This is a genomic window from Streptomyces sp. P9-A2 (genome assembly GCF_036634175.1).
In the GTDB taxonomy this organism is placed as follows: Bacteria; Actinomycetota; Actinomycetes; order Streptomycetales; family Streptomycetaceae; genus Streptomyces; species Streptomyces pratens.
Genome location: NZ_JAZIFX010000001.1, coordinates 2,157,355 through 2,180,962, shown reverse-complemented (window position 1 = coordinate 2,180,962; position 23,608 = coordinate 2,157,355). Strand labels below are relative to the sequence as shown.

The following is a 23,608-nucleotide window of genomic DNA, read 5'->3' as shown; positions in this document are numbered from 1 at the left end:
GGACTGCTCAGGTGTTGTCGCGGTCGCCGTCGGCACTGTATAGGTTGCCTCTGACATGTCCGATCTGTGCACGTAGCGTCCGTGTCGCCGTGTTCAGATCGATGCGCTGCTGCTGGTTCTTCGCACGTTTTGCGTCCCGTACAACCGCGATCAGTTCGCTCTCCAGGTCGGTCAACCGTCGACGCAGCGTGATCGCGTTCGCTGCCCGCAGGGCAGTGCCGGCCGGGCGGCCGTCGGCGGCGGCGGTGCGCACGAGGTCGCGGTACAGCGCCCACATGTCCGTGCGGTCGAGCCGCTCCAGGTGCAGGGCGCCCGGTTCGATGCCCCCGGTCGGCACCATGACGTGTGCGTCTATCACGGAGGTCGACTGAGTGGGGTCCGTGCGGCTGACGTGGCTGAGCGCCAGCGAGAGGGTGGTGGTGCCGTCGTGTATGTGCGCGAACAGCACCACCGGCTTGGCCATGCTGCGGTGGATGAGTTCGGCCACGCGGGTCCTGTCCGACGCCGAGGTCTTGTCGGCCAGGAACGCCTCGAGAACCGGGATGTCGACGACAGCACGCTCGCTGTCCTGGTACATGGGTGCCTGGATGGTCTCCGGGCGCAGGATGCCGACCAGTTGAGCCGAGGCCACCGCCTTGGTGATCAGACGGGCGTCGGCGGGGGCCTGATCCTCGAACTGGGCGGCGAGCAGCTTCTTCGTGATGCGATGGTGCTGGCGTGCCTTGTCGGGCAGAGCCAACAGGGCGGCACCGTCGTGATCGCGGGGTACGTCCGTCACGGGAGCACCGCCATCCACGCGATCACGTCCACGGCTTCCAGACCGGGCGCGGCGGCCTCCGTTCCCAGTTGTGAGGGGCCCGCCGAGAAGAGTGAGGCCACCATGCTCTCTTCGGCCTTGCCGGAAGCGGCTCGGACCGCCACGTCCAGAAGGTTGCGGTAGTGCTTCATGGACCTGCCCGACCTGGTCGCCCGGTCGAACTCCGCGAGGACGGCGGCGTCGGGTTCGGTGTCGCCCAGGCAGTGGTGGCGCAGGACGTCGAGGGCCAGTTTGGGTTCCTCGATCTCGTGCGCGAGGCTGCCGTCGTCGGTCACGTAGGCCAGCACGTACGGCGCCAGCGGGTACGCCTCGGAGAAGGAGATCGCGTCGTCCCTCACGCGCAGGAGGAAGACTGCTCCAGGAACGAGCCCGTCGTCGGCGAGGGCCTTGTCGAAGCGGGTGACGCCGAAGAGAGCCAGGGGCCACCCGGTGATCTCCTGAAGCTCTCCCCGTGCACGGGCGGCGGCGTCCATCCGGAAGTCGGAGAGCGTCAGGTCGGTGATGCTCAGACCGCCGGCGAGGTCCTCCATGGTGGGAGCGGCCTGCTGCATCTGCTGCAGTTGCTTGCGCCGGTAGGCGAGGTCGTTCATATCACCGGATGTGACGTCCAGGACGTTCTCCTCACCGGTTGCGGAGACGTCCAACAGGGTCATGCGGCTGGACACACGCGCCTCGAGGTTGATGTAGGCGTCCAGGTCCATGTTGGGCCAGAAATTGACGAGTTGGACACTCGTGTTGGTGGTGCCGAGACGGTCGACGCGGCCGAAACGCTGGACGATGCGCACCGGGTTCCAGTGGATGTCGTAGTTGATCACCGTGTCGCAGTCCTGGAGGTTCTGGCCCTCGGAGATGGTGTCGGTGGCGATCACGATGTCGATCTGCGGGTCGTCCGGGTTACCGTCCTTGGAGCGCGGTGAGAACGCGGTGAGGACGTCGACCATGTGGACGCGCTTCATCGGGAGGGTGGTCCGGGTGCTCTGCCCCGTGATCAGGGCCATGTGAACACCCAGTTCGTCACGTGCCCAGTGGGCCACATGCCCGTAGAGGTATTCGGCGGTGTCGCTGAACGCGGTGAACACCAGGGCCTTACGGTTGTCGTCGTTGGTGGGGTGCTCGACCTTGTCGCGCAGGAACCGCTTGAGCTCGGCCAGCTTGGCGTCGCGGTCGGCGTCGACCGCCGTCACCTCTGCGAGCAGAGCGGCCACGGTGTCCCGGTCCTGCTCGAGTTCCTGTCGCCACCGCACCCGGTCGATGTCGGCGAGGAAGACCTTGACGCTGCCGCCGACAGTGTCCTCGAACTGGGGGTCGTCCAGGTCGATCTTCTCCAGGTCGGTGAAACTGTCAATGGACGTTCCCTCGGCCCCGGTCGCCTCGTAGGCGTCGATGCTGGCGATCGCGCCCTCCATAGTGGCGAGGATTTTGCCGAGAGTCTTGCCCAGGGAGTTGACGGAGGACTCCAAGCGCTTGAGCAGACCCACTCGCAGCAGGTGGACCACGTTGTTCTCACGGTCGGTCTGTCGCCACACACGTTGGCCGCCCGTGCGCACTCTCTGGTCGTACAGGGCCGCGTACTTGCTCTCGTACTTCGCGCTGACGTAGGAAGTGGGTTTGTAGGCCGCCAGGTTGAGGCGCAGGATCGACCGGTTGATCTCCTCCAGCGAGATCATCATGTCGGTCGTGTCGATGGGCGGAATGAGGTTGACCGGAGCCAGGCGGGTGGGGAATCTCCCGACGTCCTTGGTGCCGTAGTACTTTTCGATGTGCTTGCGGGAGCGGGCGATCGTGACCAGGTCCAGCAGCCGGATGTAATCCATGCCGAGCGTACCGACCAGGGACTTCGTGCTCCGGGTGGCCGCGGGCAGGCGCTGCCACTCTTTGAAGTGCCTCTGCGCCTTGTTCAGTGTGGTCTCGATACTCCTGATCCCGTCTGAAGCCAGTGCCCGGTCGTCTCCCTCGGTGGCGAACAGGACCTGGTTTTTCAGGTCGGCCAGGCGCGTGTTCACGGGCGTCGCACTGAGCATGAGGACCTTGGTCCTCACACCGGACCTGAAGACCTCCTCCATGAGGCGCTCGTACCGGGTCGTCCGCCCCTTGACCTGCGGGTTATTGCGGAAGTTGTGGGACTCGTCGATCACGACGAGGTCATAGTTGCCCCAGTTGACGTTCGCCAGGTCGATGTCCCCCGATAGCCCGCCGGTCCGGCTGAGGTCGGTGTGGTTCAGGACGTCATAGTGGAAGCGGTCCGCTGCCAGCGGGTTTCGCCTGTCGTTGCCGCGGTAGATGGTCCAGTTCTCCCGCAGTCGCTTGGGCGCCAGGACGAGGACACGGTCGTTGCGCAGCTCGTAGTACTTGATGACGGCGAGTGCTTCGAAGGTCTTTCCCAAGCCCACACTGTCGGCGATGATGCAGCCGTTATGGCGCTCGAGCTTCTCGATAGCGCCGAGCACACCGTCACGCTGGAACTTGTAGAGCTTCTTCCACACTGCGGAGTCGTAGAAGCCCGTTCTGCCGCGCTCGACGGTTTCCTCGCCGGCCTCCTCGACGAAATCCTTGAACAGAGACGTCAGGACGCGCAGGTAAACGGACTCGGGGGCCCTGTCCTCGAAGAGGGCCCGGGCCGCGTCGAGGAACTCCTCCTGAACGGCAGTGCTGGTCGCGTCGTCGTGCCACATGCGCTCGAAGCGGACCACGGTCTGCGCCACCTTGTCAGCGTCCGTGGTCTCCAGGGGAAAGTACAGGTCCTGGGACGCCACCAGACCGAGGCTTTCGGCCTCAAGGCCCGCGCCGTCGACGACATAAGGGAACGGGCCGTCGACGCTCGTCCAGGTGCCGCGCGTGCGCCGCTTGAGGGCCCTTGTCCGGAGATGTTCTTCGGCCCAGGCCGTAAACGCCCGGGCAATGCGGTGCTGGTCCAGCCGGGCGCGGTGGAGATTCTCCGCAGCGAGGCCGTTCAGGGCGAAGTCGTCGAGACTGTGACCGTGCAGGAGCAGGCGCAGGTCGACATCGGCCAAATCGTCCTGGAGCGCCTCGTAGACGAACACGGAGAACGACTCAGACAGCGAGTCCAGACGCGTAGCGCCGGTCAGATGCTTGCCCAAACGGTCGATCGTGCGGCCCGCTTCGCTGGGGACCATAAAAACGGAACCTCCGGGGTGTGGACGTGGATTCACTGGCGTAGGTCACACAAGGTGTACCGGTGATCGGCATGGGGTCTCGCTCGGGCGGCGACCGGGAAGCCGTTGGCCCGTCGGCTGTTCCCGCTCATCCAGCTCCCAGAGCTCGGCCGGCTCCGCGTACGGCGAATTGATGATCGAGTTTTCGATCACTGCTGCCATGCTCTAAATATCTCCCTCACGCCACATCTGCGTGGACCGTACATCCTGCCACCGGCAATGACCCCGTTCGTCCCAAGATCAAGTAGCCCGCACCCTGTGCTCCCCCCGCTCCAGCCACCCCATGACCACCTGATGCGCCCGCCACCCGTCCGGGAACTTCGGCGGTACGTCCAGGTACACGGGGCTGCTGCGCGGGTGCCGGTCCAGGAGGTCGCGGATGCCGGCGCGGGCGACCACGATGCAGGCGAAGCGGTGCCGGGAGAGCAGGACGCACAGGCGGCCCGTCTCCAGGTGGAAGGCGGAGGCGTCCTGGCGGCCGGAGAGCGGGTGCCAGACGAGGGTGACGTCGAACTCACGGCCCTGGAGGCGGTTGGCGGTGTCCACGGTGATGCCGGTCAGGCCGCGGGCGGTGAGGCGGGAGCGGACCGCCTCCGCCTGCACGGTGCGTGCCGTGCCGATCGCGATGCGGTCCGCGGTCAGGGGTTCGCCGTTGACCAGCGCACCGCGCTCCAGCAGCCTGGCCGCCGTCGCCGCGAGGGCATCCGCCACCTCCGGGTCCTGGTCGAGGGTGTGGCGGGCGGGGAGTTCCAGGTGGCCCCAGCCGGAGTCGGCGGCCCGGGCGAGGACGTCGTCCAGGGGGCCGGAGCCGTGGGACAGGCTGGCGTACGACAGCACACGCTCGGGCGCCGTCGTGCCGGGGATGAACCGGTAGAAGGGGTAGAAGGCCTGCTCGACCAGGGGTGCCGCCGTCTCCGGGAGGCGCCAGGAGACGGGGAGCTGGTGGCGGACCAGGTCGGGGTTGTGGGCGAGGGTGACGTCGACCGCGTTGCGCAGGGGGTCCCAGGTCAGGCCGTGCCAGCGGTCGGTCTCCACGGTGGCGAAGGGGTCGAGCTGGCCGGGGTCGCCGACGAAGAGGACCTGCGAGTCGCCCTGGGCGAACAGCGGGGCCGTCGCCAGGAGCGCGTCCGAGCGCATCTGGTACGCCTCGTCGACGATGGCCCACCGCCACGGCGCGCACTTGTCCGGGCTGACGAACGACCACTTCTTCGCGGTGGACACCACGACGGGCAGGTCGCGCAGGTCCGTCACCTGGCTGCTCCCGGTGACGTTGGGGTGACGGGTGACACGGGGCGGGAGGACGTGGCCGCCGGCGTGGAGGCGGCCGAGCGCCAGGTCGGGATGGGTCTGCGCGATGCGGTCCACCAGGTCGTCGACCTGCTCGTTGGTCTGCGCGACGACCATGAGCTGATGACCCGCGGACGTCAGGTGCCCGGTTGCCTTCACCACCAGCGTGGACTTTCCGGCCCCAGGGGGCGAGTCCACGACGACGCCCCGGCCGGGCGCCGTGTCGAGACTGGTCAGGATTCCGGCGACCGCCAGGTCCGCGCGCTCGCCGGGGGTGAGGGCGTCGGGGTTTTCGGTGCCGGGAAGGAGGGTGGTCACTCCCAGGTCTCCTCTGCGTCCTCGTCGGTGGGTTCGTAGGGCCGTGGCGGGCCGCCGTGGGTCCAGGGGGTGTTCTCCTCGCCGGGCAGGGCGGACGGCATGGCCGTGGGGTTGAGCGTGGTGTACGTCAGCTCCTCGCCGGTGTCCGCGAGGGTGCCGGCCGGTGCCGGAGGCTTGCGCTTGTTCGCGAAGCCGCCCTTGAGCTGGAGCAGCACGGTGTGGCCGCCGTCGTCCTCCTGCCGTACCTCGAGGATCCGCGCCTCCTGGCCGGGCCGGGCGGGGGACTTCACCTCCGTGCCGACCGCGAGGCCGATACGGGTGTCGGTGCGCAGCGTGATCGTCGGACGCCACACTTGGGAACCCGGCCGGGCACCGGGGAGGAAGCGGTCCTCGTCCCTGGCCGTCACCGTCCCGGTGAACGCCTCACCGGCCAGCTCGTACTCCGCCATCACCAGCGGATCGTCGTACGCGCGCTGCGCCTCGTAGCGGGCGACCGCGTCCTCCAGCCGGGCCAGGCGGCGGGCGGCCCTGACGGCCTGGTCGCGGCGGGCCTGCGGGCGGCCGTCGGCGTCCAGGTACTCGGCGTACTCGGAGAACCAGCGCCGGTCGAGGGCCCAGCGGCCGGGGACGTGGTCGCCCTCGGGCAGATCGCGGAGCAGCTCCACGCCGCGCCACATCAGCCGCCAGGTGGGCAGCATCTGGCCGCTCAGCTCACGGTCGATCTGACGGCCGACCGCCTCGCGTCCGCGGTCGTCGGACGCCTCGTCGTAGCGCGTCATCAGCTCGTGGAGGGTCCGGTCGAAGACCGGGTCCGTGGACGGGCCGGCCGGTGGCCACACCGCGGGGTCCTCCGCCTCGCGCGCCGCCTGCGCGCCATCGCCACCCTCCGGCGGATCGATCCAGGCGAGGAGGGACGCGAGGTGGGAGTCCTCCGACGGGCTCTGGCCCGTGGCCCAGTGTGCGGAGAGCAGCCGGGTCATCGCGAGGAGCACACCGGAGTCCGGGAACTCGGCCAGCTCCGCGTACCAGGTCAGCCATTTGCCGAGGGCGGGCACGGACGGGGCGACCGCGTAGGGTCCTTCGGTGGCGCGCAGTCGGGTCAGACGGCCGAGCAGGCGCACGTACGCGATGCCCTCGCCGTTCGGCACGAGGAACTGCGGGGCCCGCTGGAAGCGCAGGCGTTCCTCCTTCTCCTTGCCGCGGCCGACGGTGTAGGGCTCCGTCTCCGTCCGGCATCCGTCGATGTGCGCGAGGAGCAGGGCAGCGAGGCGTTCGGCGAACCGGAAGCGTTCGGCTCGGTTGCGCGGCTGACGGACGGTGAGGAGGGTCGGGTGTTCGAGGTCCGTACCCGCGAGCGCGGCCAGGGGCGCGCACGTCTCCCCGGCGAGGGTGAGCGGCACCAGGACGAACGGCTTCTCGTCCAGGTGCTGGTGGCGGACGGTGGTCAGCGGCTCGGCACGGCCGGTGCGGGACGCCGTGAGCGCCGCGACGGTGGACAGGACGCTCATGCGGCCCCCCGGCGGAGTCGACGCAGCCGGGCGGCGGCGCGCAGCCGGTCGGCGGCTTCCGCCTCGGCCTCCCCCGGGGCGGTGACGCCGTCCAGGTAGTCGAGTGCGATACGGGTGGAGTCGATGCCCGGCAGGTCGTTGCGCACGCCGCTGCCCAGACGGGCCGGCGAGGCGCACTCGTCGGCCTCGTCACGGCAGTAGCGCGCCATCTCGCAGAAGGACAGGCAGTCGGGCGTGTACGAGGCATCCAACGCCCCTATGGACGAGGAGAGTTCGTCCACGCTCCGGTCCGTGTCCAGGGTCGCCGTCTCGGGGAGCCGGGCCGCGAGGTCCTCGGCGCGCCGCAGCCGGGAGAGCTGGAACTGGAGGGCGTCGAGTTCCTGCCGGAGGTCGAGCAGACGGCCGTAGGGCCGGTTGGAGAAGTCCTTGGGGCAGACGAGCAGGAACTCGTGGGAGATCTGCCCGGTGGGCAGGCCGGCGGTCTCGAAGGTGCGGCGCAGGGCGAGGACGTACACCGCGGCCTGCTTGGCCGCCTCGGCGACGGCGGTCGGGTTGGCCTGGCCGTCGATCGCCGCGAACGAGCGGATCAGAACGACGTGGAACTTCCCCTCGATGCGGTGGGTGAGCGCGTCCGGCTCCAAGTACGCCGTCTGGCCGGCGACTTCGAGGGTGAGCACGGGGCGGTCGAGGATGAGCCGTATGTCCTGGCCGGAGGACACGTGCGCGATGAGGCGGCGGGTCTCCCGCTCGCGTACGTGCAGGGACGTGTTGCCCCCGACCTCGTTGAGGTCGGTGACGTGGGCCTCCGCCACGGGGACGGAGAGCTGTTCGCGCAGCAGCCGGATGAGCTCGGCGTACGCGCCCCACTTCACGAGGCCGTGGAACGCCTGCTCGCGGGCGAGGGCGAAGGGCGACTGGCCGAAGCGCGGCTCATATCCGACCCGTTGGGCGAGAAGCGCCTTGTCCACTCCGGCGGCGTCGAGGACGGCGCGGCGAGAGCAGGCGGGGTTGGCGGTCAAGGCGGTGATCTTGCGGGCGGTGTACGGCTGAGGGGACTGCCGTCCGCGCAGCCGTGCGAATCGGTCGTCGGGAGGTTCGGACTGCTGCGAGGGCATCGTCTCTACTTCGGAACGTCTTCGGGACTCGCCGGAGCACGAGGCATCCGGCGTCATCGCCGCCGGGAAGGGTCAGGGCAGGGTTCCGCTCGCGTCGCGCAGGGCGTCGCGCATCGGCGGGGCACCGAACAATTGCTGTCCGTCTGCGAGTTGGGCACGGGCACGCTGTGCGGCCGCTTGCCGCTGCTGGTCGTCCTCCTGCTGGTGGACGGCAGCTTCGGCACGGGCGGCGGCGATCACGCGGGCGGGATCGGGCTCCGGGGCCGCGGCGTCGTAGGCGCCCGGGATCGGGAGGGCGAAACGGCGCAGCAGCCGCCCGGCCGCCTCCGGGGCCGGATGCCCCGCAGTGGCGAGTCGCTGGATCTGCTCGGCGGTTCCCACCGCGTGGGTGAGGAAGTCGGTGCGCGGGCTGAGCGGACCGATGATCCGCCGCTCCACGGGCCAGGTGGACAGGGCCAGGAGCCCGCGTGCGGGGACGAGGCGGTCGTGGGTCAGCGCCGCACAGACGTAGTACGGGCGGGCATAACCCTGCGCCGTGAAGGAGCGCTCCTCGTCGCGACGGAGCGACGCGAGTTTGGTGGCCACCAGCGGCTCGGTGAAGAACGCCTCGTACGTGGACGAGATGAGCTTGGGGGAGGCGGGGGCGCCCAGCAGCGTGAGCGCTTGGTGAACCTGTTCGCGGACCGGGATGGAGCCGTGCGCAGGGCGTTCCCTGCGACGTGGTTCTCCTGCGGCCACCGACACCTGTGGGGCCGGTGGCTCGGCCAGGAGTGTCTCGCTGTCCGGTCCGGCCTCGGACTCGAGGGCCTGCTCCCATGCCGCCTCGGCCTCGCGCAGCGCGCGGCGGATGCGCGCGATTTCGGCCTTGTCCCGTGCGCGTACAGCGCCGCGCAGTTCGGTGCGCAGGTGGGACAAGCGCTGTTCGAGCGCCTCCAGTGATGCCGCCATGCGGGGCAGCATAGCGCAGGAGCCAATCTATGCCAAGATTTTCCAGGAAGTTCCAATGTTGTTGTGCTGTGATCGAATGCGGCGGCACACCCGGCCGGTCCGAAGGGTGCCGTCTGTTGTTCGGACATAGGGGAGGCAATGAGCCGCGACATGGCATGGCGCAGGCTGCCCGGCTGTCATGGTGTGTCGGGCCGGGACTCATAGTGCAGGCTGTGGAAGCGACCGGCTTCCTCGCGCCCTGCAGGGTCGCCGCCCAGCGCCCGTACCGCCGCGATTGCGTACTGCCGTTCTCGCTCGTCTGTGAAGAGGCGCTGCGGATAGGTGCGGGAGACATCGACGCTGGTGCTCAGACCGTGTGCGGCCAAGGTCCGGACGATCGGTTGGTACGACACCGTCCGCAGCACGAACGCGTTGATCCATACCGGTCTCCGGGCGCCGTCCAGCAGCGCCGTGAACGTTCGGGCGGTGACGTAGCTGCCGCCGCCGGTCAGCGTGATGAGGCCGACTTCGGCGAGCGCTCGGTTCAGCCCGGGGCCGGGCGAGCCCTGTTCGAGGTCGTCAGTGAAGGCGGCGTCCAGGAGCCCCACCTCGAGTGCGTAGTGCACGGCGGGTGCCGAGACGTCCAGGCCGAAGACCGGCACTGCGTCCGGTCGGCGCCGCTCGGCGTAGAACTCCTTGTCCCGTGCTGCCAGTTCCGCCGTCGACATCGTCTGGTAAGCAGGGGAGGTGTACCGCTCGAACATCTCCGCCAGCGTCACTTGGTGGTTGAGCAGCGCGGCATTGATCCCGTACGAGCAGCACACGTCCAGCACCGCCGGCCTGTGCGGCCGGCCATCGTCGAGCGCGGTCCGTTCGGCGGCGATCTGCCGGAAGACCGGCTGGGCGTGGTGGGGGATCTCGTACTCCAGTGGGGCCAGGCCCCTGAAGTACGCGCGCGGATCCGGCCGGTCGTAGATGTCGTCGAACCGTGCCTTGCCGTCTCCCGCGCCCTCGGTGCTGCCAGAGCCCGACCCGGTCATGCCGTCCTTCCTCCCTACGGAACACGTGTGTACTTCCATCATGTCCCGCCTTCGGCGGCCCAGGATGTCTGCCGCACACGGGGCCCGCAAGGGCACACGATCGCTCCGGACACGGAACCGGACCAGGAGCCGTCGGGAAGACGCGGGCGAGGGCATCTCGGGAGTGGACCGGCTCCAGGGCGCACCGGAGGGAGCCCTCCTCCCGGAACTGGATCTGCCGATCCCCGACCACCGCAGGATCGGCAGGAAGGCGATCCTCGAACGGCTGCCGCAGCTGTCCCGGACGGCTCTCGCCACCGTGGGCGCCTACGAGCCGGGATCGGCGGCGCCGGCGTTCCAGGCAGGCAGAGATCGTGCCACGGGCCTACGGTGGGCGAAGAGAGCTCGGCGAGCCGACCGGTGTTACGGAGGAGGCTGCGATGGAAGAGCACTTCGTCTGGGTGACGACGCGGCGCATTCGGCCGGGCACCCTGGAGGACTTCGGGAAGGCGTGGCGGCCGGAATCCGCCCCGCAGGGGCTTCGCCGCGCCTTCGCCTACTGGTCCGGGGACGGACAGGAGATCACCGGGGTGTCGTTCTGGGACTCCCAGGAGGCCTGCGACTCGTGGCGGTCCTCCGAGGCGGAGGCGCAACGGCGTGCGGCCATGGCCCCGAACGTCGTCGAGGAACGGGAAAGCTTCTACCGCGGCCGCGAACTCGGCATCCCTCAGCGGTAGCACTGTGCCGAGCCGTTCTGGCGGCATGATGACGTTGTTCGCCATGGTCACTCACCCCCACACGTCGACGACCACCGAGTACCCGGTGTCCGAGACCTACCGGGTTCACCACCGGGGCTGTCCGACGGCCGCCGCCGGACGGTCGCTGCGGCGGGTGGCCGTCGTCCTGAGCCTCGCGGAGCCTGTGTCGCCACCCCGGCCTGGAGCGAGAAGGGAAGGAAGGGAGCGAACATGGCACGGCTCCTCGTGCAGGGCGACGACCTGGTGGTGCGCCTGTCGTGGCGGGAAAAGGCTGCCGCGCGCCGCGGAAGTGTGCGCGTGCCGCTGGCGGCTGTGCGCCGGGTGACGGTGGAACCCGCCTGGTGGCGTGCCCTGCGCGGAGTGGTTCTGCACGGCGTCTGGATTCCCGGCGTGCTGTGCGTCGGCACGCGGGGTCACCCCGGTGGACAGGACTTCGTGGCAGTACGGCCCGGCAGGCCCGTGGTGTGCGTCGAACTGCGGCCCACGGCTCCCTTCAGACTCCTGGCCGTCTCGGTGGGGGACGACGCAGAGGTCATGGCGGAACGGCTGCGGCGCTGCACGCCGGACAACGACGCGTCCACCCCTTGGCGGCAGCCCCTTCCGGCCGCCGAGGAGACGGAGAATTCCTGGAGGGCGTTGGCCAAGGAGCCGCACCGACGACGGAGACGGCCGCGGCCGGCGTCGACGGTGAGGCCGGGCGCGGCCGCGTGGGGCCGAGAAACACGGATGCCCGCACCCCGTCGGTCCGCTGTTACCGGGCAGGCGCGGCCGCGGGGTGAGCGGACGGGCCGGAGCGGGTGAGTGCTTCCGGTGGAATGAGCGCACCGTGTCCCGCCGTGCAGACGACCACGGCTTCCACCGGCCGGCCGCACTCGCGGTGAGCGACTTCCAGCGGGGCCCCTTCGGGGTCCGCCGTATAGCGGTCGCCCCACTGCTTGAGGGCGATCATCGCGGGCCACAGGTCCCAGCCCTTGCGGGTGAGCCGGTACTCATGGCGGGTACGGCTGCCGGGCTCGCTGTAGGGGACGGTGCACAGGATCCCGGCCGCGACCAGCTTCCGCAGCCGGTCGGTCAGCACGCTCTCGGACAGCCCGACGTGCCGACGGAAGTCGTCGAAGCGACGTACGCCGTTCATGGCGTCCCTGACAAGCAGCAGCGACCACTTCTCTCCGACCAGGTCGAGAGTCCGCTGGACCGTGCAGTTCTCGGTGCTCGTCTCAAGCCACGTCATACGGGCATGGTAAGCAGACTTCGGTATTGACACCCAGGTGCCGCGCCGTCTAACTTCGAAAAAAATAGTCAGGTGGGGAAGGGTGTTTCCGTGGGAAGAACACGCACGTTCGGCTGGGAGGACCCGGGAATCCTGAACGCGGCCATGGGGCAGGACAGCGGTCTTCACGTGATGCGCGAGTGGTTGGCCGGCCGTCTTCCCGACCCGCCGATCGCGGCGACACTCGGGATGACCCTCGAGGAGGTCGAGCAGGGCCGTGTGGTGTTCGCACTTGTCCCGGGCGAGGAACACTACAACCCGCTCGGCAGCGTGCACGGCGGTGTCTACGCCACCCTGCTCGACTCGGCGGCGGGCTGTGCCGTGCTGTCGATCCTGCCGAAGGGCACGCGGTACACGTCGCTCGACCTGAACGTGAAGTTCCTACGCCCGGTCACCGTCGACACGGGCAAGGTCCGGGCTGTCGGCACGGTCCTCAAGAGCGGTCGTCGCACGGCGTTCGCCCAGGTCGAACTCGTCGATTCGGCCGACCGGTTGCTCGCCCACGCCACCAGCAGTTGCATGCTCTTCCCCGCCTGATCGTCGCTGCGCCCGCCGGATCGCCGCGTGCAGGGATTCCAGGCCGAGACGCTCGACCGCGTCCACCGGGAGGCGGGCGGCGGCAGGTGGCAGGTGGCTCAAACCGCGCCACCAGTGCGTCGTGGTCGACGAGGCGCAGGACACGTCCGCCGCGCGCTGGTGACCGCCGCGGCGCCGAGGCCCCGCTCACGCCCGGTGCCATGGTCGGCACGGCAGACGAGCCGGGCGGACGGCCGCGTGGAGACCCCCTGACGGGGATCTTCCCGAGGAACGTCCGGGCTCCACAGGGCAGGGTGATGGCTAACGGCCACCCGGGGTGACCCGCGGGACAGTGCCACAGAAAACAGACCGCCGGACGCTCAGGTGTTCGGTAAGGGTGAAACGGTGGTGTAAGAGACCACCAGCGCCTGAGGTGACTCAGGCGGCTGGGTAAACCCCACCCGGAGCAAGGTCAAAAGGAAACACCACGGTGTTTCTGCGCGGACGTTCGAGGGCTGCCCGCCCGAGTCCGCGGGTAGACCGCACGAGGCCGGCGGCAACGCCGGCCCTAGATGGATGGCCGTCGACCCGAGGCCCGCGAGGGCCCGGGGGACAGAACCCGGCGTACAGCCCGACTCGTCTGCCGCTTCTTGCGGCTTTACCTCGGAAGGGGCCTCCGATCTGTGTCGGAGGCCCCTTCCGATCTTTCGGGCTTGCCGCGTCAGGCGGCGAAAGGTCCCTCGGAAGTCCCTCGGACGAAGCTGAAAGTCCCTGAGACCGGTCCCTGCTGCTGAGCTGTGCACGGGTCACTTCCACGCATGGGTGGGGCAGTGGTCAGGCCGGCCGGGGCCTGCCGAAGAGCAGGTCGTAGCCCGGCGGCAGCTGGAGCAGGATGCGGTTGACCAGGTCATCACCCGCGATGTCGGCCACCACGCTGAGGGCGGCACTGACGTCCCACGTCGCGGTCTTCTCGGTGGCCCCTTCGATCCAGGCCGCAGTCGCCCGGATGAACCGCTCCGGCGAAAGCGGTTCGTGCGCCTGAAGGGGGTTGAGCAGAACCAGCGCCAGCGTTTCCGGCAGCCGGGCGGCCAGCTCGGCGCGCACTTCGCCCACCAGATGAGCCCCCAGCAGGGCGAGGACGACACGGGAGGACCGTTCCGCTTCCTCCTGCGAGGAGTAATCGCCGCGTTCTTGGACCGCGGAGACGAACGCGTCCCAGTGCATGCGCATGACGTCCTCCGAAGTGGACAGACCGGCGTCGAACGAGGTGCGCGGGCGGGAGTCCGGGGTCCGGGTTCCCGCCCGCCTTGTCCTGCGGGTTCAGCCGCTGATCTGCCGGCGCGAGTCCCCGCCGCTGATGGCGATCTTGCGGGGCTTGGCCCGCTCGGCGACCGGGATGCGCAGCCGCAGCACACCGGCTTCGTAGGAGGCGTCGATGCGTTCGGTGTCCAGGTTTTCACCGAGGAAGAGCTGGCGGCTGAAGGACCCGGTGGGTCGCTCCGCGATCACGACCTCGTTGTCCTGGCCGACGCTCGGACTGCGTTCCGCCTTGACCGTCAGGACGTTGCGCTCGATGTCCAGGTCAATCGACTCAGTGACCACGCCCGGCAGATCCAGTTCGACGACGAAGGTGTCGCCGTCACGGAATGCGTCCATCGGCATGGCAACCGGCCGCGCAGCGGTGCCGAGGACCTGCTGGGTGAACCGGTCCAGCTCGCGGAAGGGGTCAGTTCGCATGAGCGTCATCGGTCACTCCTTTCCCGGGACGGGATGCACATGGCGACACCACCTATATACCTCACCTCACTAAACTTGACAACCATCGGCTCAATCATCCCCGGTGCGACACCGCCGACCGCATCCGCGACCGGCGATCGACGAACGAAACGGCGACGAAGCCGGCGCTGAGGACATCGTCAAGGACTATGAGCCGACGAGGGCGAGGGCGAGTACGTCGTCGAGCCCGGGGCCGGCCGCGGCGTGTGCCTGCGCACCGGCTGCTCTGCGTTTCTTGGCGACCCGGTCGTGCGTCGTCTCGACGGGCGTGCCTTCCAGGAACCCACGGGCGTCGGCGCGAGGTGGGGAAACGTGGTCATTCCAGGGTGGTGAAGTGGTCGGTGGCGCCCCCGCGCCACTCGATCAGAAGGACTGTGGCGTCGTCGCTGGTCCGCCCGCCGCGCTCCCGCTTCAAAATGCGGGAGAGCCACAGTGCCCCCGCCCGCATTCCTCCTTCCGCGTCTGCGCGCTCGATGGCGTTGACACAGCGGATGAACCGTTCCTCACCGAACAGCTCTCCCTCGGCGTCCCGCTCCTCGATCACGCCATCGGTGTAACACAGCACCCGGTCACCGCGTTGGAGCTGGTGCTCGCTGATCGGAGGGTGCTCACCGCCCAGGCCGACCGGCAGTGTGGTCGGGCTCTCCAGCTGCTGGGCGACCTCATGGTCGCGGATCAGCAGCGGTGCGGGGTGGCCGGCGTTGACCCACTGCAGGCGGCCGGTGGTGACGTTCAGGTCCATCATCTGCGCGGTGGCGAAATGATCGGACCCGAACTGCTCGGCGACGGCCCGGTCCATGAACGCGTACATCTCGGCCAGGCCGATTCCGGTACGTCTGGCATGCCGGTAGGCGCCGACGGCGACGGTCGCCATCGTGGCGGCGTCCAGGCCGTGGCCCATCGCGTCGATGACGGCCACGTGCAGGATGTCGTCGTTGAGGGCGTAGTCGAAGCTGTCGCCGGCGATGCCGTAGGCGGGCTCGACGGCCCCGGACACCGCGACCTGCGGCACCGACATCGTCAGCGGCGGCAGCAGGGACCACTGCATCTCCGCGGCCACGCTCATCGGCTCGCGGCGGCGGGCCTGGAAGAACCGGTCGGTGTAGGCGTGCTTGGTGACCAGCATGTCGGCGACCAGACCGGCCAGCCTGCGCAGCAGCCGGCGGTCGTCGCCCCGAACCTGCTGATCTCGAAGACGGTCAGCAACGAGCCCATGCTGTCCAGCAGGTCGGACTGGATCTCCTGCCGGTCGAGGTCGGTGACGAGCCACTCCACGCGTCGGACGTGCCGCATTCCCTCAGGGGCGTTCGCCCGGTGCTCGTAGGGGCCGGTCACCCGGCCGATGGCCACCTGCGGGGTTCGCAGAGGCAGGACGACCAGGTCGCCCGGCCGGATTTCGTGGGCGAAGCGCTGGAGCTGGCCGGTCCAGTTCCCGATCGTGTACGGGCCCTCGTCGGGGTAGGCGGCGGCCACGGCGGCCTTGATGCCCTCACGCGTGGTGGCGTCGGCGAGATCGCTGCCGGTGAGCCGGTCCCATCCGACGGACGACCACGCCCTCGCGCAGGGCCGCCCGCTTGCGCTCGCCGTTCTCTCCCGCACGCACCACCCAGGCCCGCATACCGCCCCTCTCCCTGTTCTGCACACGTCCTGTGATCATGCGGTCGCGCGTGCCGCGACCTTATAGCGAACCATCACAAAAGCTCTTGGAGTACGACCGCTTCAAGCCCTTGGTTGACCGGTTCGAGCCGTCTGTGTGCGACCGGCCGCAGCCGGTAGAGCGCAGGACGGCAGTGCGGCCGGGGGTGGACCGCGACGAGAGTGCGGGGAGACGAGAGCGCCGATGAAGCCGCTGGACGCCCATGCGGATCTGCTCTCCGGTGTTCGCCGCCGCCACCCGTGCCCGCGACGAACTCGCCGTCACCTGGAGCGGCCGGGCGAGCCGCTTCCTCCCGCCCGATGCGGACGAGACCGCCCAGCGCGCCACGGCTCCGCTCCTCCAGGACGGCCTGCCGTCCGGCGGGTCCGGGGCGTCGGACTCACCGGTCTCCTGGCGCCGGGCGGCATCCGGCGCTGAGGCACCTTCCCGTGCCGCACCGGAGGGGAATGCCCCGCCGTCACTTCATCTCCGGTCCGAACCGACGCATGTATGCCGATGGAGTGATACCCGCCTCACGGCGCATCAGTATGCGCAGATTGGCAGCGGTGCCGAGCCCGCTGAGCCGTGCGACCATCTCGAAGCGGGACTCACCCTGCTCGATCAACCGGCATGCCAGGGCAAGTCGTTCCCCCGTGAGCCACGTCCACGGCGTCGTTCCCAGTTGTGCCCGGAAGCGGCGATGCAGCGTCGCCGGACTGACCGCCGCGCGCGTCGCCAGGGCAGAGACCGTGAGCGGTGAGTCCAACCGTTCCTGGGCCCAGGCCAGGACAGGCGCCAGGGACTCGTCGGGCAGGTCGGGCATGGGGCGCTCCACGAACTGCCGCTGTCCGCCGTCGCGGTGCGCCGCGAAGACCAGTCGCCGGCTCACGGAGTTGGCGATCTCCGCGCCGTAGTCGTGGCGCACCACATGCAGCCCAAGATCGAGCGCGGCCGCGCTCCCCGCAGCGGTGAGGATGTCCCCGTCGTCCACGAACAGCACCTCCGGCTGGAGGCGGACGGAAGGGAAGCGGGCCCGGAAGGAATCCGCCCACTGCCAGTGCGCGGTGGCCCGGCGCCCGTCGAGCACTCCGGCCTCGGCCAGTGTGAAGGCGCCGCTGCAGAAGCCGATCAGACGCGCGCCGCGCGTGTGCGCCCGTCGGACGGCATCGAGCACGGCGGGACGGCGGGGCACCTCGACGTCGGGACGGTTGGGGACGATCAAGGTGTCCGCCGTGTCGGCCACCGTCAAATCGGAGACTCCCGTGAGCGTGAAGAATCCGTCCCGCATCAGGGTGCGGGGCTCGGGGGAGCAGAGTCTGAAGTCGTAGAGGGCACGGCCGATCTCCGGTCTGCGCAGACCGAAGACCTCGGTCGCGCAGCCGAGCTCGAAGGGGTTCGAGTTCTCGTCGACGATCACGACGACGCGGTGTACGTCCGCCGAGCGCAGTGCGTGCGAGGATTCTTTCGCCATGCGCAATTCCTAGCACTCACGTCGGCCGTGCAGAACGGCTCAGGATGAGCCCATGAGTAACGAACCCGTCCCCCTCAAAAAGGCTCTGGCCTCCTTCGATGCCCTGTGGAGCCCTCGCATCGTCACGCGCGTCAACGACTATGACGTCCGCATCGCCAAGATCGAGGGCGAACATGTCTGGCACGTCCACGACGACACCGACGAGTTCTTCCTCGTACTCGACGGAGAGCTGCACATCTCCTTGCGCGAGACCGATAGGGAGCGCACGGTCCTGCTCCCGCAGGGCGCGGTCTTCACCGTCCCCCGAGGCACGGAGCACAAGCCGTACGCTCCGGCCGGCGCCGCAATCCTGATGTTCGAGCCCGCTGGGACACCGACCGTGGGCGATCGTCACGACGAGGTCCCGGACCATGTGGAGATAACGACCGGGCACCCGCTCAACACCTGAGTGGGTCGACGGAGACGGCGCCGGAGTCGGTCGGGCCCGCCTCCTTCTACGCGGGTTGTGGCAGGGAACGGCATCGTCGGCGTCGTCGAGCAGGGTCTTCTTCACCGAGTTCACGCCGACAGCGCCGTCGTCGAGGGCGGCCGCGGCGGGACGAACGGCGGACGCTGTGGTGATCGTCCATGCCTACCAGGCGGGCTCGGTCCCGCGCCCGCCTGGTAGGCGTCAAGGGCCCTGGTTCCATGGGTTGTTGGAGCTCGGGTTCGAGTAGGGTGTCGATGATGTCGACGTCGCCTCCCTTTTTGCCCGAATCCAGTGCGGGTTTGTTCGTTTGCGTCACGGTCGGTGCCGCGACGGTCTTCAAGGGCTGGGCGCGGTAGCGAAGGGGACGTGAGAGACCGGTGCTGTCCGGTATTCCTGATCGGCAGGCGGACCAAGGATCCGGAGGCCTGATCGCCGACCGTTATCTGCTGCACGACATCCTCGGCAGGGGCGGCATGGGCACCGTCTGGCGGGCCCACGACCAGTTGCTGGACCGTCAGGTCGCCGCCAAGGAATTGCACATCGCCGCCGATGGCGACGAGGACCACCGGGTACGGATGCGCCGTGCGGTCCGTGAGGCGCGTGCCGTCGCCCGGGTGCCGCACCCCCATGTGGTCGGGGTGCACGATCTGGTCGAGTACGAGGACCGGCTCTGGATCGTCATGGAGCTCGTGCAGGGTCCCTCGCTCGCCGACCGCGTGGCCAGGTCCGGGCCCCTCACCCCGCAGCACACCGCCACTCTCGGCCTCCAACTGCTCGGCGCGATCAGGGCCGTTCATGACGCCGGGACACTGCACCGCGACGTCAAACCGGCCAACGTCCTGCTCCGCCCGGACGGCGCCGCCGTGCTCACCGACTTCGGCATCGCCGCCCTGGACGACGGCGAGTTCCTCACCTCCAGCGGTCAACTCGTCGGTTCCATCGAGTACATGGCGCCGGAGCGGGCGCTGGCACAGGAGTCCGGACCGGCGTCCGACCTGTGGTCGCTGGGCGCGACCCTGGTCACGGTCTGCGGCGGTCAGTCCCCCTTCCGCCGTCCCGCCTACTCCGCGACCCTGCACGCGGTCGTGTACGACGAGGCCGTGCTCCCGGAGCGGCTGGGCCCGCTCCGTCCCGTCGTCGAGGCCCTGCTGCGCAAGGGGCCGAGCGAGCGTCCCACCGCCGCGGACGTGGCGGTCGCGCTGCAGCGTGTCGCGGCGGGGGAGACGGACATCGACCCGCTGCCCGCGGCCGACCCCCGCGCATACCAGCCGGCGACGAGCACGATGAGCGCGGCCGGGTCCACGGGTGGATCCGTGAACGACGCGGTCACCGTCACCAGCCTGCACCGGCAGCCCGTCCGGGCGGGGGACACGCTCGTCGTGCCCGCGGGCGGGACCGGGAACGGGTTCGGGGGCATCGCGGTCCACCCCGCGATGTCGGTGCCCGCGCGCCGGCCGGGGAGCAGGAAGTGGCTGGCACCGGTGCTCGCCGGGGTCACCGTACTCGCCGTGGGGGTGGGTGGCGGGCTGTTCCTCGTGGGCGCGCCGCCGTTCCAGGGCGAGGAGCAGGGGCAGGAGAAGGCGAACGACCGGGAGCAGGGGCAGGAGAAGGGCACGGAACTGCCCGTGGTGACCTCCGTCGCGCAGGCCGTGGGGTCCGACGTGGGCTGGCAGCCGGTGGAGAAGGCGGTGGTCCGGGAGGGCGACAGCGTCACCGTGAGGTTCCAGGGGGGCGAGTGGTCGGTCGACCGTGAACAGATGCCCATGACGGGGCCCGCCGGCTACGACGCGGAGAACGACCGGCTGCTGGGGTTCGCTGAGCACTGCAAGGTCGCCCCGGAGGCGCCGTTCGGCACACTGCTGTTGCGTCTGGCCGGTAAGGACGCCGCGCCCGTCCTCGCCGTCGGGGACGCCGTCACCTTCCAGGCGGCCGGCGACGGAGTGGTGGAACTGCGCATCAACGACGACGAAGGCTGCCTCCACGACAACGAGGGCGAACTGACCGTGTCAGTGGAGGTCACCCACACCCCGTGACGGGCGAGGTCCCGCCGACCGCTCCCGCCCGTCAGCTCCGTGCCCTGGGACAGGTCACCCGAAGGGAGTGCGGGTCACGGCGCGGCCCGAACGACGAGGAACGCCTCGAACGGCGCTCGTCAACGGCTCCCCGGTCGGGCCGCGGCGTTGGAATCCGGTGCCGGGCCACCTGCGTACCGGGACGGCCACGGGCGCGCGGCCCTCGTGGCCGGGTGGCCCCGCGTGCCGCGATCTCGCGGCAGCACGTTCGAACAGCTCTCGGAACACCGCCGCTTCAAGCCCCGGACGACCGGCTGAAGCCTTCCGTGTTCACCCGACCGCAGACCGTAGAGTGCGGGACGCCGGTGTGGCCGGGGGACCGCGACGAGAGTGTGGGGATACGGGAGCGCCGATGAAGCCGTTGGACACCAATGCGGACCCGCGTGTGGTGGGGCCGTTCGAACTGCTCGCCCGGCTCGGCGCGGGCGGCATGGGCGTCGCCTATCTGGCGCGCGAGATCCCGCTGGACGGTCTCTCCGACGAGATGGTCGCGGCCTACCGGCTGACCGAACCCGAACCCGAACCCGAACGTGGCCGTGACGAGGACCAGGCGGCCGACCCGTCGCGGCTCGTCGTGGTGAAGATGATCCAGCCGAACCTGCTGGACCAGTCGCAGGCCCGCGAGCGGTTCGCGCGGGAGATCGACGCCGTCCGCGCGGTGGTCAGTGACCGGGTTCCGGCGCTGCGCGCGGCGGATCCGGAGGCCGGAGAGCCGTGGTTCGCCATGGACTACATCGCCGGACCGTCGCTGCAGACCATGGTGAACGAGTCCGGCCCTCTTCCCTTCGGGCCGTGCGCGGCGCTCGGTCTGGCCCTCGTGGACGCGTTGGCCGCCATTCACGGTACGAGGCTGCTGCACCGCGACCTCAAGCCGAGCAACGTCGTGCTCGGCCCGGACGGGCCGATGGTGCTGGACTTCGGCCTGTCGGTCGTGGCCGAGCGCCAGTCCAGTCAGGCACTCACCCGGACCGGCGACCGCCTGGGCACGCGCCCCTACATGCCCGTCGAGCAGCTGCGGGACACCAAGCACGTCGAGGCGCCCGCCGACGTCTACGCCCTCGGTGCCACCCTCTTCTTCGCGCTGACGGGCCGGGCGCCGTATCCCTACATGCCGTTGATGGTGCCCCCGATGTGGGAAGGCGTCGCCCCGGCCTTTCTGCCGCTGCTGGGCCGGGTGATCGTCGACGAACCGCTCCGGCGTCCGGATCTCGACGGTGTGCGGGAGAGCCTGTCCGCCCTGCTCACCGATGCCGGTCTGACCGTCGCACAGGCGGCGGGGGAACTCCGGGAGCGGGTCGCCGCCGTCGGCCTGACGCCGGTACTGCCTCCGGAAGCGCTCGTCGGCCGCGCCGACCCTGTCGTACGGGAGCTGGCGCAGAAGGCGGTCGACGAGGGCGAGGCACCGGACGCGCCCTGGGCGGAGGGCGACCCGGGCTTCTACGGCGTCGTGACCGCGGAGGAGATCGAGTGGGCCGGAGGGTGGGCGGACAGCCATACCGGCCACCCGCTCACGTTCCTGGGCGACGGCACGGGGTGGATGTCCACGGCACCGACCATTCCGCTGCCTGTCTCCGAGCACCGGTCGGGCGCCGGACCCGCCGTCGGCCAGCCCTTCCTGCCTCCGCAGACCGGGAGGCTCCGACGGTCCCGGTGACCCGACGGTCCCGGTGGCCCGGTGAACCCGGTAGAGCCGGCGGCGGACACCGCCCCGGGTCTCTCCCCGACCTCACCGACCTAATCAACGAAACCGACCGCACCGGCCCCGACGACCGCACCGGCGGCGCACGGTGTCGACAGGTGGCTCCATACACGGGTTACACGGGCGATGTGCGCGCGGGAACGTCCGCGGGCGGCGTCCGGGGTGACTCGCCGATGGCGGGTGAACACCGCGGAGGGAAGGCTGTCGGGGCAGACGGCCGGTCAGGGCAGGGGGGTGCGGTGCAGGTTGACGAGCAGACGCCAGACCCGCTGCGCGATCTCGGTGGGTGTGGCCTCGATGAGGCCGTGCAGCCAGTCGGCGAGAACTCCGGCGAAGGTCGCGGCCACGGCCGAGGCGACCAGGTCCGGCTCCGGCGCACCGGCCAGGGCGCGCTCGGTGTGGCTACGGGCGCGCAGATCCCGGTGGAGTACATGGCCGAGAGGGCCGCTGCCGCCCGGAAGCAGCAGCTCCCGGTAGAGCCCGGCGTGCGGGGCGAGACGGTCGAAGAAGGCAAGCAGGGCGGGTGGAGGGGCCTCGGGATCGGGCGTGCCGCGCCATGCGTGCAGGGCGTCCACGGCTTCGCGGACGATATCGGCGCACACGTCGACGGCGAGCGCCTCCAGGTCGGCGTAGTGGAGGTAGAAGGTGGCGCGGCCGACTCCCGCCCGGCGCACCAGGGAGGCAACGCTGACCTCTGCCAACGGGCGGTGGGCGCACTCCTCGAGCAGCGCCCGGCCCAGTTTGGCCCGCGTCCGTGTCGTGCGGGGGTCCGCTTGCCCGGCAGTCATCGGGCGAGCAGAACGGCGGTGAGCGCCAGGGCCCCGGGCGCTGCCTGGGCCATGAGGATCCGCCGGTTGGTGGTGAGCCCGCCGTACAGCCCGGCGATGAGTACGCAGCTGAGGAAGAAGACCTGGACCCGGAACCCGGTCGGATCGTCTGCGATCAGCGCCCAGATCAGCCCGGCGGCCAGGAACCCGTTGTAGAGGCCCTGGTTCGCGGCGAGCGGGGCAGTGGCACGGGCCATGGCCGCATCAAAGCCGGAGAGCTTGCGGCCCGGCCTCCTCTCCCACAGGAACATCTCCAGAACCAGGAAATACGCATGCAGCGCGGCCACCAGCCCCACCAGCACGTTCGCAGTCGTTTCCACCGGGTATCCCCACCCTCAGACATCATGGACAGATGTCCACCATACATGGACGCCTGTCCATGATGTCTGGACGGGGCGAAGTCGCTGCCGTATCCGCGTCCGCTGCGTCCTGTCCACCGCAAGAGGGAAATGCGGTTCGCCTGCAAGGAGTTCGCCCGATGCCCGCGCGCGGTCAACTGGGAGCTCGGTGACACCGCCCCTCCGGGCGACGTCTGAAGCTGATCGGGCCTCCCGCGCACGTGAGAGCCCCGCCGTCCCGAAGGGGACGGCGGGGCTCTCACGGCTGTGCGTGTGTCAGACGCTCCGCTTCGACAAGGCCGACGATCCGACGAACCCCGTCCACGCGTCACGCGACAGCGTGAGGACGGGCCCGGCGGTGGCCTTGGAGTCCCGGACGTGCACCGCGGCCGTGGCGGCCGCGACCTCTACACAATCACCGCCCTCGGTTCCGCTGTAGCTGCTCTTGAACCAGGCGAGGCCGGAGGAGACGGTCGAGGACTCAGCGTTGTTCATGGCGATCCCAGTACCCCTTCGATGAACTCCGTTGACTCTCGCGGACTGAGAGCCTGCGATCGGATGCGGCTCTCGTGCTCTGTCCGCTCTCGAGGATGTGAGGTCCCGCCCGAGGCT

At 69.8% G+C, this 23,608-nt stretch carries 20 protein-coding genes, 1 other RNA gene and 1 pseudogene; 6 read left to right on the top strand and 16 right to left on the bottom strand.

What is annotated here, in order from left to right; translation table 11 throughout:
• Positions 1-7: 7 nt before the first annotated feature.
• The 7 genes from V4Y04_RS09850 to V4Y04_RS09820 form a co-directional block, all read right to left on the bottom strand.
• Positions 8-778: a DUF4391 domain-containing protein gene (locus V4Y04_RS09850; RefSeq protein WP_332427084.1), complete on the bottom strand. Its 771-nt coding sequence runs from the start codon at positions 776-778 to the stop codon at positions 8-10.
• The gene (locus V4Y04_RS09845; protein ID WP_332427083.1) at positions 775-3,951 is read right to left on the bottom strand and encodes a helicase-related protein; all 3,177 of its coding nucleotides are present in this window, start codon (positions 3,949-3,951) and stop codon (positions 775-777) included. Before V4Y04_RS09845 ends, V4Y04_RS09850 begins: the two co-directional genes overlap by 4 nt.
• 279 nt (positions 3,952-4,230) lie before the next feature.
• On the bottom strand, positions 4,231-5,595 hold the full coding sequence (locus V4Y04_RS09840; RefSeq protein ID WP_332427082.1) for an AAA family ATPase: 1,365 nt from the start codon (positions 5,593-5,595) through the stop codon (positions 4,231-4,233).
• Positions 5,592-7,103, bottom strand: coding sequence for a hypothetical protein (locus V4Y04_RS09835; RefSeq protein ID WP_332427081.1), 1,512 nt, complete (start codon positions 7,101-7,103; stop codon positions 5,592-5,594). The genes V4Y04_RS09840 and V4Y04_RS09835 overlap by 4 nt, the downstream gene beginning before the upstream one ends.
• The gene (locus V4Y04_RS09830) at positions 7,100-8,218 is read right to left on the bottom strand and encodes a hypothetical protein (protein ID WP_332427079.1); all 1,119 of its coding nucleotides are present in this window, start codon (positions 8,216-8,218) and stop codon (positions 7,100-7,102) included. Before V4Y04_RS09830 ends, V4Y04_RS09835 begins: the two co-directional genes overlap by 4 nt.
• Before the next feature lie 72 nt (positions 8,219-8,290).
• Positions 8,291-9,166, bottom strand: a complete 876-nt coding sequence (locus V4Y04_RS09825; RefSeq protein WP_332427077.1) for a hypothetical protein — start codon at positions 9,164-9,166, stop codon at positions 8,291-8,293.
• A gap of 176 nt (positions 9,167-9,342) precedes the next feature.
• Positions 9,343-10,185 carry a hypothetical protein gene (locus tag V4Y04_RS09820; protein WP_332427075.1) on the bottom strand — a complete coding sequence of 281 codons (843 nt, stop codon included), beginning with the start codon at positions 10,183-10,185 and terminating at the stop codon, positions 9,343-9,345.
• A gap of 419 nt (positions 10,186-10,604) precedes the next feature.
• Here V4Y04_RS09820 and V4Y04_RS09815 point away from each other — a divergent pair, with 419 nt between their 5' ends.
• A complete protein-coding gene (locus tag V4Y04_RS09815; RefSeq protein WP_332427073.1) occupies positions 10,605-10,901 on the top strand; it encodes a hypothetical protein in 297 nt (98 codons plus the stop codon).
• Between the two features lie 772 nt (positions 10,902-11,673).
• Here the strand turns inward: V4Y04_RS09815 and V4Y04_RS09810 are convergent.
• Positions 11,674-12,153, bottom strand: a complete 480-nt coding sequence (locus V4Y04_RS09810) for a winged helix-turn-helix transcriptional regulator (protein WP_332427072.1) — start codon at positions 12,151-12,153, stop codon at positions 11,674-11,676.
• Positions 12,154-12,243: 90 nt separating this feature from the next.
• Between V4Y04_RS09810 and V4Y04_RS09805 the strand changes: the two genes are divergently transcribed.
• Both V4Y04_RS09805 and rnpB read left to right on the top strand, forming a co-directional pair.
• Complete coding sequence (locus V4Y04_RS09805) at positions 12,244-12,729, top strand: PaaI family thioesterase (RefSeq protein WP_332427071.1); 486 nt, start codon at positions 12,244-12,246, stop codon at positions 12,727-12,729.
• A gap of 217 nt (positions 12,730-12,946) precedes the next feature.
• Positions 12,947-13,351: RNase P RNA component class A (gene rnpB / locus V4Y04_RS09800), an RNA gene on the top strand.
• Between the two features lie 191 nt (positions 13,352-13,542).
• Here rnpB and V4Y04_RS09795 read toward each other — a convergent pair.
• The 5 genes and pseudogenes from V4Y04_RS09795 to V4Y04_RS09775 form a co-directional block, all read right to left on the bottom strand.
• A complete protein-coding gene (locus tag V4Y04_RS09795; protein ID WP_332427070.1) occupies positions 13,543-13,938 on the bottom strand; it encodes a DUF2267 domain-containing protein in 396 nt (131 codons plus the stop codon).
• A gap of 90 nt (positions 13,939-14,028) precedes the next feature.
• Positions 14,029-14,454, bottom strand: coding sequence for an Hsp20/alpha crystallin family protein (locus V4Y04_RS09790; protein WP_332427069.1), 426 nt, complete (start codon positions 14,452-14,454; stop codon positions 14,029-14,031).
• A gap of 346 nt (positions 14,455-14,800) precedes the next feature.
• A pseudogene (locus V4Y04_RS09785) lies at positions 14,801-15,664 on the bottom strand (PP2C family protein-serine/threonine phosphatase); the annotation flags it as partial.
• Entirely contained in the window at positions 15,547-16,083 is a 537-nt protein-coding gene (locus V4Y04_RS09780) for a restriction endonuclease (protein ID WP_332427068.1), read from the bottom strand. The pseudogene V4Y04_RS09785 and the gene V4Y04_RS09780, both read right to left, overlap by 118 nt.
• Before the next feature lie 515 nt (positions 16,084-16,598).
• Positions 16,599-17,591 carry a helix-turn-helix domain-containing protein gene (locus V4Y04_RS09775; RefSeq protein ID WP_332427066.1) on the bottom strand — a complete coding sequence of 331 codons (993 nt, stop codon included), beginning with the start codon at positions 17,589-17,591 and terminating at the stop codon, positions 16,599-16,601.
• Between the two features lie 52 nt (positions 17,592-17,643).
• Between V4Y04_RS09775 and V4Y04_RS09770 the strand changes: the two genes are divergently transcribed.
• The 3 genes from V4Y04_RS09770 to V4Y04_RS09760 all read left to right on the top strand — a co-directional run bounded on the left by V4Y04_RS09770 (position 17,644) and on the right by V4Y04_RS09760 (position 21,786).
• The gene (locus V4Y04_RS09770) at positions 17,644-18,039 is read left to right on the top strand and encodes a cupin domain-containing protein (protein WP_332427065.1); all 396 of its coding nucleotides are present in this window, start codon (positions 17,644-17,646) and stop codon (positions 18,037-18,039) included.
• Between the two features lie 398 nt (positions 18,040-18,437).
• Positions 18,438-20,093 (top strand): serine/threonine-protein kinase, encoded by a 1,656-nt coding sequence (locus tag V4Y04_RS09765; protein WP_332427063.1) that lies wholly within the window; start codon positions 18,438-18,440, stop codon positions 20,091-20,093.
• A gap of 391 nt (positions 20,094-20,484) precedes the next feature.
• Positions 20,485-21,786: a serine/threonine-protein kinase gene (locus V4Y04_RS09760; RefSeq protein ID WP_332427062.1), complete on the top strand. Its 1,302-nt coding sequence runs from the start codon at positions 20,485-20,487 to the stop codon at positions 21,784-21,786.
• A gap of 266 nt (positions 21,787-22,052) precedes the next feature.
• Here V4Y04_RS09760 and V4Y04_RS09755 read toward each other — a convergent pair whose 3' ends face one another.
• The 3 genes from V4Y04_RS09755 to V4Y04_RS09745 all read right to left on the bottom strand — a co-directional run bounded on the left by V4Y04_RS09755 (position 22,053) and on the right by V4Y04_RS09745 (position 23,491).
• Complete coding sequence (locus V4Y04_RS09755; protein WP_332427060.1) at positions 22,053-22,619, bottom strand: TetR/AcrR family transcriptional regulator; 567 nt, start codon at positions 22,617-22,619, stop codon at positions 22,053-22,055.
• Positions 22,616-22,978 (bottom strand): DUF1304 domain-containing protein, encoded by a 363-nt coding sequence (locus V4Y04_RS09750; protein WP_332427058.1) that lies wholly within the window; start codon positions 22,976-22,978, stop codon positions 22,616-22,618. Before V4Y04_RS09750 ends, V4Y04_RS09755 begins: the two co-directional genes overlap by 4 nt.
• A gap of 294 nt (positions 22,979-23,272) precedes the next feature.
• Positions 23,273-23,491 carry a DUF397 domain-containing protein gene (locus V4Y04_RS09745; protein ID WP_332427057.1) on the bottom strand — a complete coding sequence of 73 codons (219 nt, stop codon included), beginning with the start codon at positions 23,489-23,491 and terminating at the stop codon, positions 23,273-23,275.
• Between the last annotated feature and the right edge of the window lie 117 nt (positions 23,492-23,608).

Bases quoted from the DNA above. Each gene is read 5' to 3' on its own strand.
- V4Y04_RS09835 (WP_332427081.1), bottom strand. From the start codon at position 7,103: ATGAGCGTCCTGTCCACCGTCGCGGCGCTCACGGCGTCCCGCACCGGC.
- V4Y04_RS09775 (WP_332427066.1), bottom strand. From the start codon at position 17,591: ATGGCGAAAGAATCCTCGCACGCACTGCGCTCGGCGGACGTACACCGC.
- V4Y04_RS09825 (WP_332427077.1), bottom strand. From the start codon at position 9,166: ATGGCGGCATCACTGGAGGCGCTCGAACAGCGCTTGTCCCACCTGCGC.
- V4Y04_RS09770 (WP_332427065.1), top strand. From the start codon at position 17,644: ATGAGTAACGAACCCGTCCCCCTCAAAAAGGCTCTGGCCTCCTTCGAT.
- V4Y04_RS09745 (WP_332427057.1), bottom strand. From the start codon at position 23,491: ATGAACAACGCTGAGTCCTCGACCGTCTCCTCCGGCCTCGCCTGGTTC.
- V4Y04_RS09830 (WP_332427079.1), bottom strand. From the start codon at position 8,218: ATGCCCTCGCAGCAGTCCGAACCTCCCGACGACCGATTCGCACGGCTG.
- V4Y04_RS09795 (WP_332427070.1), bottom strand. From the start codon at position 13,938: ATGCGCATGCACTGGGACGCGTTCGTCTCCGCGGTCCAAGAACGCGGC.
- V4Y04_RS09845 (WP_332427083.1), bottom strand. From the start codon at position 3,951: ATGGTCCCCAGCGAAGCGGGCCGCACGATCGACCGTTTGGGCAAGCAT.
- V4Y04_RS09760 (WP_332427062.1), top strand. From the start codon at position 20,485: ATGAAGCCGTTGGACACCAATGCGGACCCGCGTGTGGTGGGGCCGTTC.
- V4Y04_RS09810 (WP_332427072.1), bottom strand. From the start codon at position 12,153: ATGACGTGGCTTGAGACGAGCACCGAGAACTGCACGGTCCAGCGGACT.
- V4Y04_RS09820 (WP_332427075.1), bottom strand. From the start codon at position 10,185: ATGACCGGGTCGGGCTCTGGCAGCACCGAGGGCGCGGGAGACGGCAAG.
- V4Y04_RS09815 (WP_332427073.1), top strand. From the start codon at position 10,605: ATGGAAGAGCACTTCGTCTGGGTGACGACGCGGCGCATTCGGCCGGGC.
- V4Y04_RS09755 (WP_332427060.1), bottom strand. From the start codon at position 22,619: ATGACTGCCGGGCAAGCGGACCCCCGCACGACACGGACGCGGGCCAAA.
- V4Y04_RS09790 (WP_332427069.1), bottom strand. From the start codon at position 14,454: ATGACGCTCATGCGAACTGACCCCTTCCGCGAGCTGGACCGGTTCACC.